The 14,594-nt window shown below is 64.4% G+C and carries 12 protein-coding genes; 4 read left to right on the forward strand and 8 right to left on the reverse strand.

The features are described from left to right. Positions 1-127 precede the first annotated feature (127 nt). Positions 128-1,261, forward strand: a complete 1,134-nt coding sequence (locus Q0D44_RS03415; protein WP_294132397.1) for a PQQ-dependent sugar dehydrogenase — start codon at positions 128-130, stop codon at positions 1,259-1,261. A gap of 144 nt (positions 1,262-1,405) precedes the next feature. Here the strand turns inward: Q0D44_RS03415 and Q0D44_RS03420 are convergent, their stop codons facing one another. From Q0D44_RS03420 to tpiA, 3 genes are all read right to left on the reverse strand, one after another. Further along, on the reverse strand, positions 1,406-3,037 hold the full coding sequence (locus tag Q0D44_RS03420; protein WP_294132400.1) for a CTP synthase: 1,632 nt from the start codon (positions 3,035-3,037) through the stop codon (positions 1,406-1,408). Between the two features lie 91 nt (positions 3,038-3,128). Further along, entirely contained in the window at positions 3,129-3,485 is a 357-nt protein-coding gene (gene secG / locus Q0D44_RS03425) for a preprotein translocase subunit SecG (RefSeq protein WP_006951806.1), read from the reverse strand. Positions 3,486-3,686: 201 nt separating this feature from the next. Further along, a complete protein-coding gene (gene tpiA / locus Q0D44_RS03430; protein ID WP_294132410.1) occupies positions 3,687-4,427 on the reverse strand; it encodes a triose-phosphate isomerase in 741 nt (246 codons plus the stop codon). A gap of 169 nt (positions 4,428-4,596) precedes the next feature. Between tpiA and Q0D44_RS03435 the strand changes: the two genes are divergently transcribed. Together Q0D44_RS03435 and trpE are read left to right on the forward strand one after the other, a co-directional pair. After that, on the forward strand, positions 4,597-6,549 hold the full coding sequence (locus tag Q0D44_RS03435) for a peptidylprolyl isomerase (RefSeq protein WP_294132413.1): 1,953 nt from the start codon (positions 4,597-4,599) through the stop codon (positions 6,547-6,549). Position 6,550: 1 nt separating this feature from the next. Beyond that, entirely contained in the window at positions 6,551-8,080 is a 1,530-nt protein-coding gene (gene trpE, locus Q0D44_RS03440; RefSeq protein WP_294132415.1) for an anthranilate synthase component I, read from the forward strand. Positions 8,081-8,113: 33 nt separating this feature from the next. Here the strand turns inward: trpE and Q0D44_RS03445 are convergent, their stop codons facing one another. The 3 genes from Q0D44_RS03445 to Q0D44_RS03455 are packed head-to-tail and all read right to left on the reverse strand — an operon-like array spanning position 8,114 to position 10,556. Then, positions 8,114-8,839, reverse strand: coding sequence for an extensin family protein (locus Q0D44_RS03445; protein WP_294132417.1), 726 nt, complete (start codon positions 8,837-8,839; stop codon positions 8,114-8,116). 3 nt (positions 8,840-8,842) lie between these two features. Further along, complete coding sequence (locus tag Q0D44_RS03450) at positions 8,843-9,625, reverse strand: NUDIX domain-containing protein (RefSeq protein ID WP_294132420.1); 783 nt, start codon at positions 9,623-9,625, stop codon at positions 8,843-8,845. Between the two features lie 55 nt (positions 9,626-9,680). Further along, positions 9,681-10,556: a LysR family transcriptional regulator gene (locus tag Q0D44_RS03455; RefSeq protein WP_294132422.1), complete on the reverse strand. Its 876-nt coding sequence runs from the start codon at positions 10,554-10,556 to the stop codon at positions 9,681-9,683. 107 nt (positions 10,557-10,663) lie between these two features. Between Q0D44_RS03455 and ilvD the strand changes: the two genes are divergently transcribed. Beyond that, a complete protein-coding gene (gene ilvD / locus Q0D44_RS03460; RefSeq protein WP_294132425.1) occupies positions 10,664-12,514 on the forward strand; it encodes a dihydroxy-acid dehydratase in 1,851 nt (616 codons plus the stop codon). 44 nt (positions 12,515-12,558) lie between these two features. Here ilvD and fghA read toward each other — a convergent pair whose 3' ends face one another. Both fghA and Q0D44_RS03470 read right to left on the reverse strand, forming a co-directional pair. After that, a complete protein-coding gene (fghA, locus tag Q0D44_RS03465; protein WP_294132428.1) occupies positions 12,559-13,395 on the reverse strand; it encodes an S-formylglutathione hydrolase in 837 nt (278 codons plus the stop codon). Further along, positions 13,395-14,504: an S-(hydroxymethyl)glutathione dehydrogenase/class III alcohol dehydrogenase gene (locus Q0D44_RS03470; protein WP_294132429.1), complete on the reverse strand. Its 1,110-nt coding sequence runs from the start codon at positions 14,502-14,504 to the stop codon at positions 13,395-13,397. Before Q0D44_RS03470 ends, fghA begins: the two co-directional genes overlap by 1 nt. Positions 14,505-14,594 lie beyond the last annotated feature (90 nt).

The raw sequence follows: 14,594 nt of genomic DNA on the forward strand, positions 1-14,594 counted from the left end.
ACATTATTCGTTCCCGCTCATTCTACAGCCAATATCTCGTCCCGTTCGCCCTGAGCTTGTCGAAGGGTCGTTCTTTCTGGAGAAGAAGGACGGGGCTTCGACACGCTCAGCCCGAACGGAGGATAGAATGCGCAATCCCCTCATTACCGCCCTGCCCCTCATCCTCATCGCCTGCTCGGCCGACAATGCCACCGGCCAGAACGCCCCTGCCTCCGCCACGCCGTTCAAAACATCAACCATTGCCGATTTCGATTCGCCCTGGGCGATGACCTTCCTGCCCGACGGTCGCGCGCTGGTGACGGAGAAGGCGGGCGAGATGATCCTGTTCGATCCGAAAAACGGCACCAAAATTCCGGTCGCGGGCATCCCCGCGGTCGACAGCGCCGGTCAGGGCGCGCTAATGGACGTCGTCCTCTCCCCCAATTTCGCGCAGGACAAGGCGGTCTATTTCAGCTTCTCCGAAAGCCGCGATGGGGTGAAGGGTGTGGCGCTGGCCAAGGGCGGCTTCGCCCAGGCCAGCGACGGCACGACCAAACTGGACGGCGTCCAGGTCATCTTCCGCGCCAGCCCCTATGTCGAGGGCAACGGCCATTATTCGGGCCGCATCGCCTTTTCGCCCGATGGCAAATATCTCTTCTTCACCAATGGCGAGCGGCAGAAATTCGACCCCGCGCAGGATCCCAAGGCAACATTGGGCAAAGTCCTACGCCTGAATCTGGACGGCACACCCGCCGCGGGCAATCCCCTGGCGGCGCAGGGCTTTCACCCGGCGGTCTGGTCCTATGGCCACCGCAACCTGCTGGGAATCGCCTTCGACGCGGACGGTCGCCTGTGGGAACAGGAAATGGGACCAAAGGGCGGAGATGAGGTCAATCTCATCAAGCCGGGTCTCAACTATGGCTATCCCAAAGTGTCCAACGGCAGCCATTATGACGGCCGCGACATTCCCGATCATGCCCCCGGTGACGGTTTTGAAGCCCCGAAGGTCAGCTGGAATCCGGTCATTTCGCCCGGTGGCCTGCTCTATTATTCCGGCAATCTCTTTCCGGCGTGGAAAGGCTCCCTCTTCATCGGCGGCCTGTCCAGCAAGGCGCTGGTCCGGGTCAAGCTGGATGGCGACAAGGCCAGCAAGGCCGACCAGTGGGACATGGGCGCGCGCATCCGCGAAGTCGAACAAGGCCCGGACGGCGCGCTCTGGGTGCTGGAGGATGGCGACGACGGATCGCAGGGTCGATTGCTGAAACTCACGCCTGCGGGGTGATGCGACATATCTCCCCTCCCCGGCGGGGAGGGGCCGGGGGAGGGGGAGCGAGGCAAAGCCGAGCGTCGATGCTAGCGTCGGCACACCCCCACCCAACCTCCCCCTCAAGGGGGAGGAGTCGCATCAATCACCAGAAGCCTGTCCTCAAACCAACCGGCTCTGCTTGACCGCCGCCTCGATGAAGCTGGCGAACAGCGGATGCGGGTCGAACGGCTTGGATTTCAGCTCCGGGTGGAACTGCACGCCGACAAACCAGGGATGGTCGGGCCGCTCGACGATTTCGGGCAGCGTGCCGTCGGGCGACATGCCGGAAAAGATCAGGCCGCCCTTTTCCAGCGGTTCGCGATAGCCTGCATTGACTTCATAGCGATGGCGATGCCGCTCGCTAATCTCGTCGGTGCCGTAGATGCCCGCGACCACGCTGTTGCCGGTCAGTTTCGCCGGATAAGCCCCCAGCCGCATCGTGCCGCCAAGATCGGTTTCGGCGGTCCGCTTCTGTAGGCCTTCCGCGCTCATCCATTCGGTGATCAGGCCCACGACCGGCTCGGTCGTCTCGCCAAATTCGGTGGTGGAGGCGGCCGCGATGCCCGCTGTATTGCGCGCACCCTCGATGCAGGCCATCTGCATCCCCAGGCAAATGCCAAAGAAGGGTACATTGCGTTCACGCGCAAATTTGACGCTGGCGATCTTGCCTTCGGACCCGCGCACGCCAAAGCCGCCGGGGACCAAAATGCCGTGCATCGGCTCCAAAAAAGCGGCGACATCGTCGCCCTTCTCGAACAGTTCGGCGTCGATCCACTTGATCTTCACCTTCACCCGATTGGCAAAACCGCCATGGGTCAGCGCCTCGTGCAGCGATTTATAGGCGTCGGGCAGGCCGACATATTTGCCTACCACGCCGATCGTGACTTCGCCTTCCGGGTTTTGCTGCCGATCCATAATGTCGTCCCACCGCTCCAGCGACGGCACGGGCGCACCCTCGATACCAAAGGCGCGCAGCACTTCGGCGTCCAGACCTTCGGCATGATATTGGGCGGGAACGCCATAGATGCTGCTGGCGTCGAGCGCAGGAATGACCGCCTCGGGCCGCACATTGCAGAAGAGCGCAATCTTGCGCCGTTCGCTTTCCGGCAACGGATGTTCGCAGCGGCACAGCAATATGTCGGGCTGGATACCCAGCGAGGTCAGTTCGCGCACGCTATGCTGGGTCGGCTTGGTCTTAAGCTCACCCGCCGCAGCAATGTACGGCACCAGCGTCACATGGACGAAGATCGACTGGCCGCGATCCAGATCATTATGCAGCTGGCGAATCGCCTCCATGAAGGGCAGCGATTCGATGTCGCCGACGGTCCCGCCTATCTCGCACAGCACGAAATCGATATCGTCGGTATCGGCCAGCGCGAACGCCTTGATCTCGTCGGTGACGTGCGGGATGACCTGCACCGTCGCGCCCAGATAGTCGCCGCGCCGTTCCTTGGTGATGATCGTCTGATAGACGCGACCCTGCGTCACATTGTCGCTCTGGCGCGCGGAAACGCCGGTAAAGCGCTCATAATGGCCCAGGTCCAGATCCGTCTCCGCGCCGTCGTCGGTCACATAGACTTCGCCATGCTGATAGGGCGACATCGTGCCGGGATCGACGTTCAGATAGGGATCGAACTTGCGGATTCGCACGCGATAGCCCCGCGCCTGCAACAGCGCTGCCAGGGATGCGGCCATCAGGCCTTTACCAAGCGAGGAGACCACGCCGCCGGTGATGAAAATATACCGCGTCATGGGAGAAGAGGCCTAGCCTTTCAGAACAACAAAGAGCAAGCGCGCGAATCCACGCACGCTTAAAAAATATTCGGGAATGTCGGTGAACGGTTTAGTTGGCGAGCGGAACAGCGCCGTTGCTGGCCGCATTCGCCGCACCCGCCAACGGGTCAGCGCTGGTGGCCGGCGCGTTCTGCGTAACCGGCGCCTGCTTGACCAGCGACGTGTCGATGTCGCTGGGGGCATGACGCACCGACGCGATCACCGCCATGACGATGGACAGAGTGACGAAGATCGTCGCCAGCACCGTGGTCGATCGCGTCAGGAAATCCGCCGCGCCGCGCGCCGACATGAAGCCCGCTGGGCTGCCGCCCACGCCCAGACCGCCGCCTTCCGACTTCTGCATCAGGATGACGGTAACCAGCAGGGCGGCGATGATCGCCTGCACGACGAGAAGGAAAGTGAACATGCGACGGGTTCTGTCCGGAAATGGGGTGCGTTGCCGCGCACATAGCGATGAAGCGACGCGGGGGCAACCATGGGTATCTGACTCGATTCCAAATCCGTTCGCCCTGAGCGAAGTCGAAGGGCTCTGCTGAGCCGCAGGCGAAGCTGCTTCGCTCCGCTCAGCACAAGGCTTCGACTTCGCTCAGCCCGAACGGATGTCGGATTACCCAGCCGCCGCGATAATCGGCGCGAACTTGCCTGCCGTCAGGCTTGCGCCGCCGACCAGCCCGCCATCAACGTCCGCGATGGCCAGCAACTCGGCCGCATTGTCGCCATTCATCGACCCGCCATAAAGAATACGCATCCCGTCGGCTTGCCCGCCGATCCGGCTGGCCAGCGCATCGCGCAGCGCCCGGTGCATCGCGTCGACCGCCTCCATCGTCGGAATCCGCCCGGTGCCGATCGCCCAAATGGGTTCATAGGCAATCGCCAGCCAGTCGGCCGCCGCGCCATCAGGCAAGGATGCCAGCAACTGCGCCGACACGACCGCTTCGGCGTCGCCCGCGTCGCGCACGTCCAGACTTTCGCCCACACATAGGATGACGTTCAGCCCCGCCGCCTTGGCCGCCAGCGCCTTGGCCGCAACGTCGCCATCGCTCTCGCCCTGCTCCTGCCGCCGCTCGCTATGGCCAACGATCGTCCAGCTCGCGCCCGCTTCGGCCAGCATCGCCCCCGACAGGCAACCGGTATGCGCGCCACTGGCGTTCATGTGACAATCCTGCGCCCCGATAAAGGCGCCGCCCCGAACCTGCGCCGCCGCCGCGATCAATGTCGCGGGTACGCATAGTCCTACATCCACCCCCGGATGATCGGCCGCGATGCCGCCTATCGCTTCGACTTCCCCCAGATGCGCCTTAAGGCCATTCATCTTCCAGTTGCCCACGACGAGTTTACGCCTGTTCATGGATTATATTTCCCCATATTTGTTTTTGCTGCACGCCCTCTCGCGATGAACGGGGCGGGGAGATTTGTCCAGACCGGCTACGCCAGAGCTTGCATGACCGTGGGCGCTTGCCGCCGCGCCTATACCGCCTTAAAGCGACCGCCATCACGCCCGCTGTTCGGACATTTTCATGCTTGCTGTCTTTCGCCGCTTCATTCGCTCCAGGTTCGGCGCGGTCTTTGCGATCCTCTTCCTGGCGGTCATCGCCGGTGCCTTCGTTCTGGGCGATCTGTCCAGCGGCCAGTTCGGCAGCAGCCTGACCGGCGGTGGCGGCACGGCGGCCAAGGCGGGCAGCCACAAGCTGTCGCAAAACGAAGTGCAGGACCGTATCCAGCGCGTCTATGAAAATGCCCGCAAATCCAATCCCGGCCTGCTGATCGGTGATTTCTTCGCGCAGGGCGGCGCGACACAGGTGTTCGACCAGCTGGTCGCGTCCCTCACGCTGCGCGCCTTTGCCGACGATCAGGGCGTGCATATCTCCAAGCGGCTGGTCGATGCACAGATTGCGCAGATCCCCGCTTTTCAGGACGCAGCGGGCAATTTCAGCCAGGATAATTTCCGATCGCTGCTGATCCGCGAACGCATCACCGAACAGGCGCTGCGCGACGATATCAGCCGCGAAATCCTCCAGCGCCAATTGCTGGGTCCGGTGGGGCTTGGCGTCAAGCTCTCCGACTCTCTGGTGCTGCCCTATGCCTCGCTGCTGCTCGAAGCACGGCAAGGCACGATCGCGGCAATCCCGGCGGTCGCCTTCCTTGACGACAAGGCACCGACCGACGCGCAACTGGCCGATTATTACAAGCGTAACGCCGACCGCTTCACCATTCCCGAACAGCGCCGCATCCGTTACGCGGTGATCGACGCGCAGCGTTTCGTGCAGGCCTCACAGCCCAGCGAAGCGGAAATCGCCGCCGCCTATAATCAGAACAAGGCCGCCTATGCCGCGAAACAAAACCGCAGCATCGAGCAACTGGTGCTGCCGACGCAGGCAGCGGCCAAGGCGATCGCCGATCAGGTCAAGGGCGGCACGACGCTGTCCGCCGCGGCAAAGGGCGCGGGCCTGGAAGCGCTGACGCTGGCCGACCAGAGCCAGGCCGCACTCACCGCATCGGCGGGCAAGGCCATTGCCGACGCCGCCTTTGCCGCCAAACAGGGCGATCTGGTCGGTCCCGTGCGCGGGTCGCTGGGCTGGGTCGTGCTGCGCGTGACCGCGATCACCGAGACCCCCGCCCGCCCGCTCGCCTCGGTGCGGGGCGAACTTGTCGAGACGCTGCGCGCGCAAAAGGAAAAGACGCTGCTGACCGAATTGACCGGCAAGCTGGAGGACCAGATTGCCGATGGCGGCACGTTTGAGGAAGTGGTCAAGGATAATGGCCTGAAACTCGAAACCAGCCCGCTGCTGCTCGCCACCGGCAAGCAGGTCGAGGATTCGGCCTATGTCCCCTCCGCCGACCTGCAACCGCTCATTGCCCCTGCCTTCGCGATGAACGCGGACGACGACGCGCAGCTGGTGCCGATCACCCCGGACAAGCGCTATGCATTGATCGCCGCCGGAGAGATCGTGGCCGCTGCGCCGCCGCCGCTGGCCAAGGTCAAGCCGCTGGTGCAGGCGCAGTACAAGCTCAATCAGGGCAATCAAAAAGCCAAGAAGGTCGCCGAGGATATCCGGGCCAAGGTCGCCAAGGGCATGAAACTGGCCGATGCCGTCGCGGCCGTCGGCGTCAAGCTGCCCGCGCCGCAAGTGCTGGGCGGCCGCCGCGCCGACATCATGCGCGGGGAGCAGCGTCCCCCGGCCGAAGTCGCCATTCTCTTTTCGATGGCGGCTAACACGGTCAAGACGCTCCCCATAGGGCAGGATCGCGGCACCTTCGTGGTGCAATTGAACGCCATCCAGCGCGGCGATGCCAAGGGTCAGCCCGAACTGTTGAAGCAGGTGCGCGACCAGCTCGGCGAAGTCGTCGGCCAGGAATATGGCCAGCAATTCGAGCGCGCGGTCGAAAAACAACTGGGCGTGACCCGCAACGCCAAGGCGGTGGCAGAGGCCCGCGCGGCCTTGACCGCCACCAACAGCGGCGGGCAGTAATATGGGTTTGACGGGCGGGGACGGCATCGCTTCGGCGCGCGCGGCGCTGGCGCGGGGCGAATCGGCGCTGGTGTGGCGGCGGCAGATTGCCGACACCGACACGCCGATTTCAGCCGCGCTCAAATTGTTCGAGGCGGACCGCGGCGACTTCCTGCTGGAATCGGTGGAGGGCGGCGCGGTGCGTGGCCGCCACAGCCTGATCGGTCTGGCCCCCGACCTCATCTTCCGCGCCGATGGCAACATGGCCCAGATCAACCGCCAATGGGCAACCGACCGCAATGCGTTCGAGCCGGTTGAGGCGGACGCGCTGACCGCGCTGCGGTCGTTGGTCGCCGAATGTCGCGCGGAACTCGATCCCGCTCTGCCCGCAGCGCTGGCCTGCCTGGTCGGCTATTTCGGCTATGAAACGGTCGGACTGGTCGAAAAACTGCCCCGCCCTGCCCCCAACCCCATCGCCCTGCCCGACATGCTGTTCGTGCGCCCGACCGTGATCCTGGTGTTCGACCGGCTGGCCGACGCCCTCTATCTCGTCGCGCCGGTGTGGAAGGGCAGCTTTACCGACGCCGAAGGCGCTGCTGATCGGGCGATCGACGCCGCGCTCGAACGCATCGACGCCACCGCCGCACGCCTCGCCGCCCCGCTGCCCGCCACGCCCCCACCGGTGGACATGGCTGACATCGCGGTCACCCCGGTGCTGGAGCCGGGCCGCTATGCCGCCATGGTGACCAAGGCCAAGGATTATATCGTCGCGGGCGACATATTTCAGGTCGTGCTGGCGCAGCGTTTCACCAGCCCCTTCACCCTGCCGCCGATCGCCCTCTATCGTGCGCTGCGGCGGATCAATCCCTCGCCCTTCCTCTATTATCTCGACCTGCCCGGCTTCGCGCTGATCGGCTCGTCGCCTGAGATATTGGTCCGCGCCCGCGACGGCGAAGTCACGATCCGCCCGATCGCTGGCACCCGCCCACGCGGCAAAAATGCGGTAGAGGACGCCGCCAACCGCGAAAGCCTGCTGTCCGATCCCAAGGAGCGGGCCGAACATCTGATGCTGCTGGACCTTGGCCGCAACGATGTCGGCCGCGTCGCGACCGCTGGCAGCGTGACCGTGACCGACAGCTACAGCGTCGAATTTTACAGCCATGTCATGCACATCGTCTCCAACGTCGTCGGCCAGCTATCGCCGGACAAGGACGCGATCGACGCGCTGTTCGCAGGCTTCCCGGCCGGGACGGTATCGGGCGCGCCCAAGGTTCGCGCCTGCGAGATCATCGCCGAACTGGAACCCGAAACCCGCGGCGCCTATGCAGGCGGGGTCGGCTATTTCGGCCCGGACGGCAATATGGACAGTTGCATCGTCCTGCGCACCGCCGTCCTGAAAGACGGCGTCATGCACGTCCAGGCAGGCGCCGGGATCGTCGCGGACTCGACCCCCGAATATGAACAGCGCGAATGCGAAGCCAAAAGCGGCGCGTTGCTGGCAGCCGCCCGCGAAGCCGTGGCGCTGGCGCGCGAAAGCGGCTTCGGCCAATAAATTCCTCCCCAAGCTTGCTTGGGGAGGACCACTCTACCGGCACGCCCGCCACCCGGTCGCACCGCGTTCCGCCTGATCCAGATGGAAATGATCGCGGTGCGCAGCATTATAATCGGGCGACAGCACCGTCGAAAACAGGTCGCACGCGCCATCCCGCACCGCGCGCAGAAATTCCGCGTCCCTGGCCTTGCCATCCCAGTCGTTCAGCACGCTCACCTGCCGCCCGTCCGCAAGCACGAACGCCGATATGTCGATCGCGTCGGCAGTCGCATGTTCGCTCAAGTCGCCAGCGCTGCGCCCATACATGCGCCGACAGCTATAGCTGCCAAAATGCCGCATCGACGCAACCGGCTGGCCATAGATGCGCTGCGCGGCAGGCTGCACCACCTGCCACTCCCACAGCTTGAGCGCCGCGACCACCGGGCAGGATGGTGCAACCGCTGCCGGGGACAGCGCCACCGCCCCACGCTCCGCCTTCAGCCGCACTGCGTCATCATAAACGCACTGTCCCGATCCGCCCGGCTGCATCGCGCTATAGGCCACACCCGCCCGCTCCAGCAGCGCCAGGCATTGCGCCCTCTCCCCCGTCAGCGCCGCCAGCTTGCGCCCGGTGAACAGCCCGATCGGCTGATCAAGGTCGATATCAGTCCAGGGCAGATCCTGTGGTCGTTGCCGCACCATCGCATAGCCCAGCAATATCAGACACAGCAGGCCGCCCCATAGCAGGCAACGGCGCAGGATCAGGTGAACTCGACGCATCCCCTAACCACGCCGGGCCTGCCGTAAAGGTTCCGACGTGACCGGATAACCCAGATGATCGGGGATGCACAAATGCCGCTCCCCATCGCGATCCTCCAGCCATGGCCGCACCTTCTCCACCGGATGGGCGGCGGCATGGGTGACCAGATCGGCATGGCTCCCGGCCAGCGCCAACCGTTCCAGATTGCGGCGGGTCGGGAAGATGACATGTCCCTCTCCCGCATCGCACCGCGCCAGCGTTGCCGCCGCACTGCTCCAGAACAGATGCACATTCTCGGTCGCGTCGGCGATCGCCTCCTGCCCATCTGGCGCGCGCGCCAGATAGAAGCGCGTATCATAGACCCGGATCGCCTTCTCGAACGGCGCGGGGTGCCAGCGGGCAAAGGGCGTCAATGCGTCAAGCGCCAGCGCCACCCCATGCGCGTCGAGCAGATCACCCAGCACCGCCCCGCCCAGCAACCCCTGCCGGATCGAGACCACCACCGCGCCATCGACCGCGCCCGCCAGCCCCCCATCCAGGCCCACGCCCAGCCCGCTTTCCTCGATCGTCTCGCGAATCGCCGCGATCCGCGCCGCCGCCTCGTCCAGGTCCAGCCCATGGTCGATCCGCGCCGCAAGCTGCCGGTCATGCGCGTCCACGCCCCCGCCGGGAAACACCAGCGCACCCGCCGCAAAGGCCATGGTCGATGCCCGCTCCATCATCAATATGTCGGGCGGCCCATCGGGTCGGTCCCGCACGATCACCACCGTCGCGGCGGGGCGACCTGCATCATCCTCTATCGTCATGCCCTTGCTCTAGGCGCAGCAGCGCCCGGCGGTAAAGCCCGCCGCAGCGATCCCCTCACCCCGCCTGCGCCAGTTCCAGAAACTGGCGCAACGTGGGCGTCTCATCGTCCCGCCGCCACGCCAGCCCGGTTTCCAGCATCGGCGCGTCGCCCAGATCGGCATAGACCACCCCCGCGCGCGCCAGATTGCGCAGCGATGCCGGAACCAGCGCAATCCCCAGTCCCGCCGACACCAGGCTGATGATCGTCTGCATCTGGATCGCCTGCTGCACGATATTGGCCTGCCCGCCCCGCGCCGTATAATAGCCAGTGACCAGATCGTGGAAGGCAGGCGCCACCGCGCGCGGGAACAGGATCAGCGGCAATGACACGATGGCGTCGGCATCGATCGCCCCCGTCTCCACCCACTGCTCCGGCAGCGCCGCGACCAGCGGCTCGCGGATCAACCGGCGATAGCAAAGCTCCGGCGGCAAAGGCGTGTCAGCAGGCGGGATCAATATGCCCGCATGGGCCTGCCCCGCCAGCAGTGCCGGTATCTGCACATCGCTGGTCGCCTCGGTCAGGCGGATTTCGACCTGCGGAAACAGCGCAGCATAGCGCCGCACCAGCGCGGGCAGCACACTATAATCGGCGGTGCTGACGAAGGATAAGGCCAGATGCCCGGCCCGCCCCTCCCGCAACTGCCGCGCCGTTTCGGGCAGCGCGTCGATCGCCGCGATCGCCGGGCGCACCTGCTCCAGCCATTGCGCCCCGAACGGGGTCAGCGCCACTCGCCGCTTGGTCCGCGCAAACAGCGCCGCGCCCAGTTCCCGCTCCAGCATCAGGATCGACTGGCTCAGCGGCGGCTGGGTCATGCGCAGCCGTTCCGCCGCCTGCCCGAAATGCAGCGTATCGGCGACCGTGACAAAATGCCGCAACTGGCGAATATCCATATTTCATATGTCCTGCGACCTAATAGGCCATCAATAATATATTTCACACCCAATCCCAACGGGTATAAAGCGGCCCCAAGAGGATTATCTTTTCAGGGACACCGACCATGCCGGCCTATCGCTCCAGAACCACCACCCACGGCCGCAACATGGCGGGCGCGCGCGGCCTGTGGCGCGCGACGGGCATGAAGGATGAGGATTTCGGCAAGCCGATCATCGCCGTCGTCAACAGCTTCACCCAGTTCGTGCCGGGCCATGTTCACCTCAAAGACCTGGGCCAACTCGTCGCCCGCGAGATTGAGGCCGCAGGCGGCGTCGCCAAGGAATTCAACACCATCGCGGTCGATGACGGCATCGCCATGGGCCATGGCGGGATGCTCTATTCCTTGCCAAGCCGGGATCTGATCGCCGACAGCGTCGAATATATGGTCAACGCCCATTGCGCCGACGCGATGGTCTGCATCTCCAACTGCGACAAGATCACGCCCGGCATGTTGATGGCCGCGATGCGCCTGAACATCCCTGCCGTGTTCGTTTCCGGCGGCCCGATGGAGGCGGGAAAGGTCGTGATGCGCGGCAAGGAAGTGGCGCTCGATCTGGTTGATGCGATGGTCGTCGCCGCCGACGAAAGCTATACCGACGAAGAAGTCAAAACCATCGAACGCTCCGCCTGCCCGACCTGTGGCAGCTGCTCCGGCATGTTCACCGCCAATTCGATGAACTGCCTGACCGAAGCATTGGGCCTCTCATTGCCCGGCAACGGATCGACACTGGCCACCCATTCGGATCGCGAGCGCCTGTTCCGCGAAGCCGGCCATGTCATCGTCGATCTCGCCAAGCGCTGGTATGAACAGGATGACGCCACCGCCCTGCCGCGCACCATCGCCAGCTTCGCCGCGTTCGAAAACGCCATGAGCCTGGACATTGCCATGGGCGGCTCGACCAACACCGTCCTCCATTTGCTCGCCGCCGCGCATGAAGGCGGGGTCGATTTCACCATGGCCGATATTGACCGCCTGTCCCGCCGCGTCCCCTGCCTGTGCAAGGTCGCGCCCGCCAAGCAGGACGTGCATATGGAGGATGTCCACCGCGCCGGTGGCATCATGGCGATATTGGGCGAACTGGAGCGCGCGGGGCTGGTCGACACCAGCCTGCCGACCGTCCACGCCCCCACCATGGCCGCCGCGCTGGCCCGCTGGGACATTGGCCGCACCAATAGCGATGAAGTCCGCAACTTCTTCCGCGCCGCCCCCGGCGGCGTCCCGACCCAGACCGCGTTCAGCCAGTCCGCCCGCTGGGAGGAACTGGATATCGACCGTGAAAAGGGCGTGATCCGCTCGGCCGAACACCCCTTCTCCAAGGATGGCGGCCTCGCCGTCCTCTACGGGAACCTCGCCCCCGAAGGCTGCATCGTCAAGACGGCGGGCGTCGATGATTCGATCCTGACCTTCCACGGCACCGCGCGCGTCTATGAAAGCCAGGACGCCTCGGTCGCAGGCATTTTGGGCAATGAAGTGAAGGCCGGCGACGTCGTCGTCATCCGCTATGAAGGCCCAAAGGGCGGGCCGGGTATGCAGGAAATGCTGTATCCGACCAGCTATCTGAAATCCAAGGGGCTGGGCAAGGAATGCGCCCTCATCACCGACGGGCGCTTCTCCGGTGGCACGTCAGGCCTGTCGATCGGCCATGTCTCCCCCGAAGCAGCCGAAGGCGGCCTGATCGCCCTCGTCCAGACCGGTGACCCGATCGTCATCGATATTCCCAACCGCGTCATCAAGCTGGACCTGGACGATGCCCTGCTGGCCGAACGCCGCGCCGAAATGGAGAAAATGGGCGTCAAGGCGTGGAAGCCCTTTGGCCGCAAGCGCGAAGTCTCCCCGGCCCTGCGTGCCTACGCCGCCATGACCACCAACGCCGCCAAAGGCGCGGTGCGGGACGTCAGCCAGATCGAGAAATGATCCGTAAAAACCCCTCCCCTTAAGGGGAGGGGACAAAAATCATGTCAGCGCAACCGCGCTCCGTGCCAGCGCAGATGATCCGCCATGAAGGTGGAGATGAAATAATAGCTATGGTCATAGCCCTCGCGCACATTCAGCGTCAGGTCGATCCCCGCTGCCTCACACGCCGCGCGCAATAATTCCGGCCGCAATTCATTCTCCAGAAACGCATCCGCCCCGCCCTGATCGACCAGCAGCGCATCAACCCGCGCGCCATCCTCGATCAGCGCGACCGCATCATGCTTGCGCCATGCCACCTTGTCGTCGCCAAGATAGCCGCCCAGCGCCTTCTGCCCCCACGGCACCTGGCTAGGCGCAACGATCGGCGCGAAGGCCGATACCGCGCTGAAACGCTCAGGGTAAGTCAGCCCGATGGTCAGCGCCCCATGCCCGCCCATCGAATGGCCCATGATCGACTGCCGTCCCATATCGGCGGGAAACGCCTCCGCGATCAGCGCAGGCAATTCCTCGGTCACATAGGACCACATCCTGTAATGGGCAGCGAAGGGCGCTTCCGTCGCATCGACATAAAAGCCAGCGCCCAGCCCGAAATCATAAGCGCCTTGCGGGTCATCCGCGACACCCTCACCGCGCGGCGATGTATCGGGCGCAACGAAGATCAGCCCCAGTTCCGCGCAGAGCGCCCGAAACTCGCCCTTCTCGGTCACATTGGCATGGGTGCAGGTCAGCCCCGACAGATACCAGACCACCGGCAGCTTCGCCCCCGCCTCATGCGGCGGCACGAACACGGAAAAGAGCATGTCGGTGCCGGTGCTGGCGGAGGCATGGGCGTAAACGCCCTGCACCCCGCCAAAGGCGCGATTTTCCGAAACCGTCTCCATTAGAACACCACGACCGAACGGATGCTCTCGCCCACGTGCATCAGGTCGAACCCCTTGTTGATCTCCTCCAGGCTCAGCACATGGGTGATCATCGGGTCGATCTCGATCTTGCCGTTCATATACCAGTCGACAATCTTGGGCACGTCGGTCCGGCCCTTGGCCCCGCCGAACGCGCTGCCCTTCCATACCCGGCCGGTGACCAGCTGGAACGGGCGGGTGCTGATTTCCTTGCCCGCTTCAGCAACGCCGATGATGATGCTCTCGCCCCAGCCGCGGTGGCAGGCTTCCAGCGCGGTGCGCATCACCCCGGTATTGCCGGTGCAATCGAACGTATAGTCCGCCCCGCCATCGGTCAGCGCGACCAGATGCTGGACGATGTCGCCCTCCACCTTGTTGGGATTGACGAAGTGGGTCATGCCGAACCGGCGGCCCCATTCTTCCTTGCTGTCGTTGATGTCGACGCCGATGATCATGTCCGCGCCGACCAGCTTGGCGCCCTGAATGACGTTCAGGCCAATGCCGCCCAGGCCAAAGATGATGACGTTGGACCCCGGCGTCACCTTGGCGCTGTTCACCACCGCGCCCACGCCCGTGGTCACGCCGCAGCCGATATAGCAGCTCTTGTCGAACGGCGCGTCCTCGCGGATTTTCGCGACCGCGATTTCGGGCAGAACCGTGAAGTTGGAGAAGGTCGAACAGCCCATATAGTGAAAGATCGGCTGGCCCTTGTAGGAAAAGCGCGTCGTACCGTCGGGCATCAACCCCTTGCCCTGCGTCGCGCGGATCGCGGTGCACAGGTTGGTCTTGCCGCTCAGGCAGCTTTTGCACTGGCGACATTCGGGCGTGTAGAGTGGGATGACATGGTCGCCCGGCTTCACGCTGGTGACGCCTGGCCCGACCTCGCGCACGATCCCCGCACCCTCATGCCCCAGGATCGACGGAAAGATACCCTCGCTGTCGAACCCGTCGAGCGTATAGGCGTCGGTATGGCAGATGCCGGTTGCCATGATTTCGACCAGCACTTCGCCCGCCTTCGGCCCTTCCAGATCGACTTCGACAATCTCCAGCGGCTTCTTGGCTTCAAAGGCGACGGCGGCGCGGGTTTTCATGGGAAAGCTCCTGATATGATGCTGTCCCGCCCTAGCAATATCCCACCCGCGCGATAAGGAAGGATTTTTGCAATTCATTATTTCATATAA

The organism is Sphingobium sp., from assembly GCA_023266575.1.
Classification (GTDB): domain Bacteria; phylum Pseudomonadota; class Alphaproteobacteria; order Sphingomonadales; family Sphingomonadaceae; genus Sphingobium.

Bases quoted from the DNA above. Each gene is read 5' to 3' on its own strand.
- Q0D44_RS03415 (WP_294132397.1), top strand. From the start codon at position 128: ATGCGCAATCCCCTCATTACCGCCCTGCCCCTCATCCTCATCGCCTGC.
- Q0D44_RS03420 (WP_294132400.1), bottom strand. From the start codon at position 3,037: ATGACGCGGTATATTTTCATCACCGGCGGCGTGGTCTCCTCGCTTGGT.
- secG (WP_006951806.1), bottom strand. From the start codon at position 3,485: ATGTTCACTTTCCTTCTCGTCGTGCAGGCGATCATCGCCGCCCTGCTG.
- tpiA (WP_294132410.1), bottom strand. From the start codon at position 4,427: ATGAACAGGCGTAAACTCGTCGTGGGCAACTGGAAGATGAATGGCCTT.
- Q0D44_RS03435 (WP_294132413.1), top strand. From the start codon at position 4,597: ATGCTTGCTGTCTTTCGCCGCTTCATTCGCTCCAGGTTCGGCGCGGTC.
- trpE (WP_294132415.1), top strand. From the start codon at position 6,551: ATGGGTTTGACGGGCGGGGACGGCATCGCTTCGGCGCGCGCGGCGCTG.
- Q0D44_RS03445 (WP_294132417.1), bottom strand. From the start codon at position 8,839: ATGCGTCGAGTTCACCTGATCCTGCGCCGTTGCCTGCTATGGGGCGGC.
- Q0D44_RS03450 (WP_294132420.1), bottom strand. From the start codon at position 9,625: ATGACGATAGAGGATGATGCAGGTCGCCCCGCCGCGACGGTGGTGATC.
- Q0D44_RS03455 (WP_294132422.1), bottom strand. From the start codon at position 10,556: ATGGATATTCGCCAGTTGCGGCATTTTGTCACGGTCGCCGATACGCTG.
- ilvD (WP_294132425.1), top strand. From the start codon at position 10,664: ATGCCGGCCTATCGCTCCAGAACCACCACCCACGGCCGCAACATGGCG.
- fghA (WP_294132428.1), bottom strand. From the start codon at position 13,395: ATGGAGACGGTTTCGGAAAATCGCGCCTTTGGCGGGGTGCAGGGCGTT.
- Q0D44_RS03470 (WP_294132429.1), bottom strand. From the start codon at position 14,504: ATGAAAACCCGCGCCGCCGTCGCCTTTGAAGCCAAGAAGCCGCTGGAG.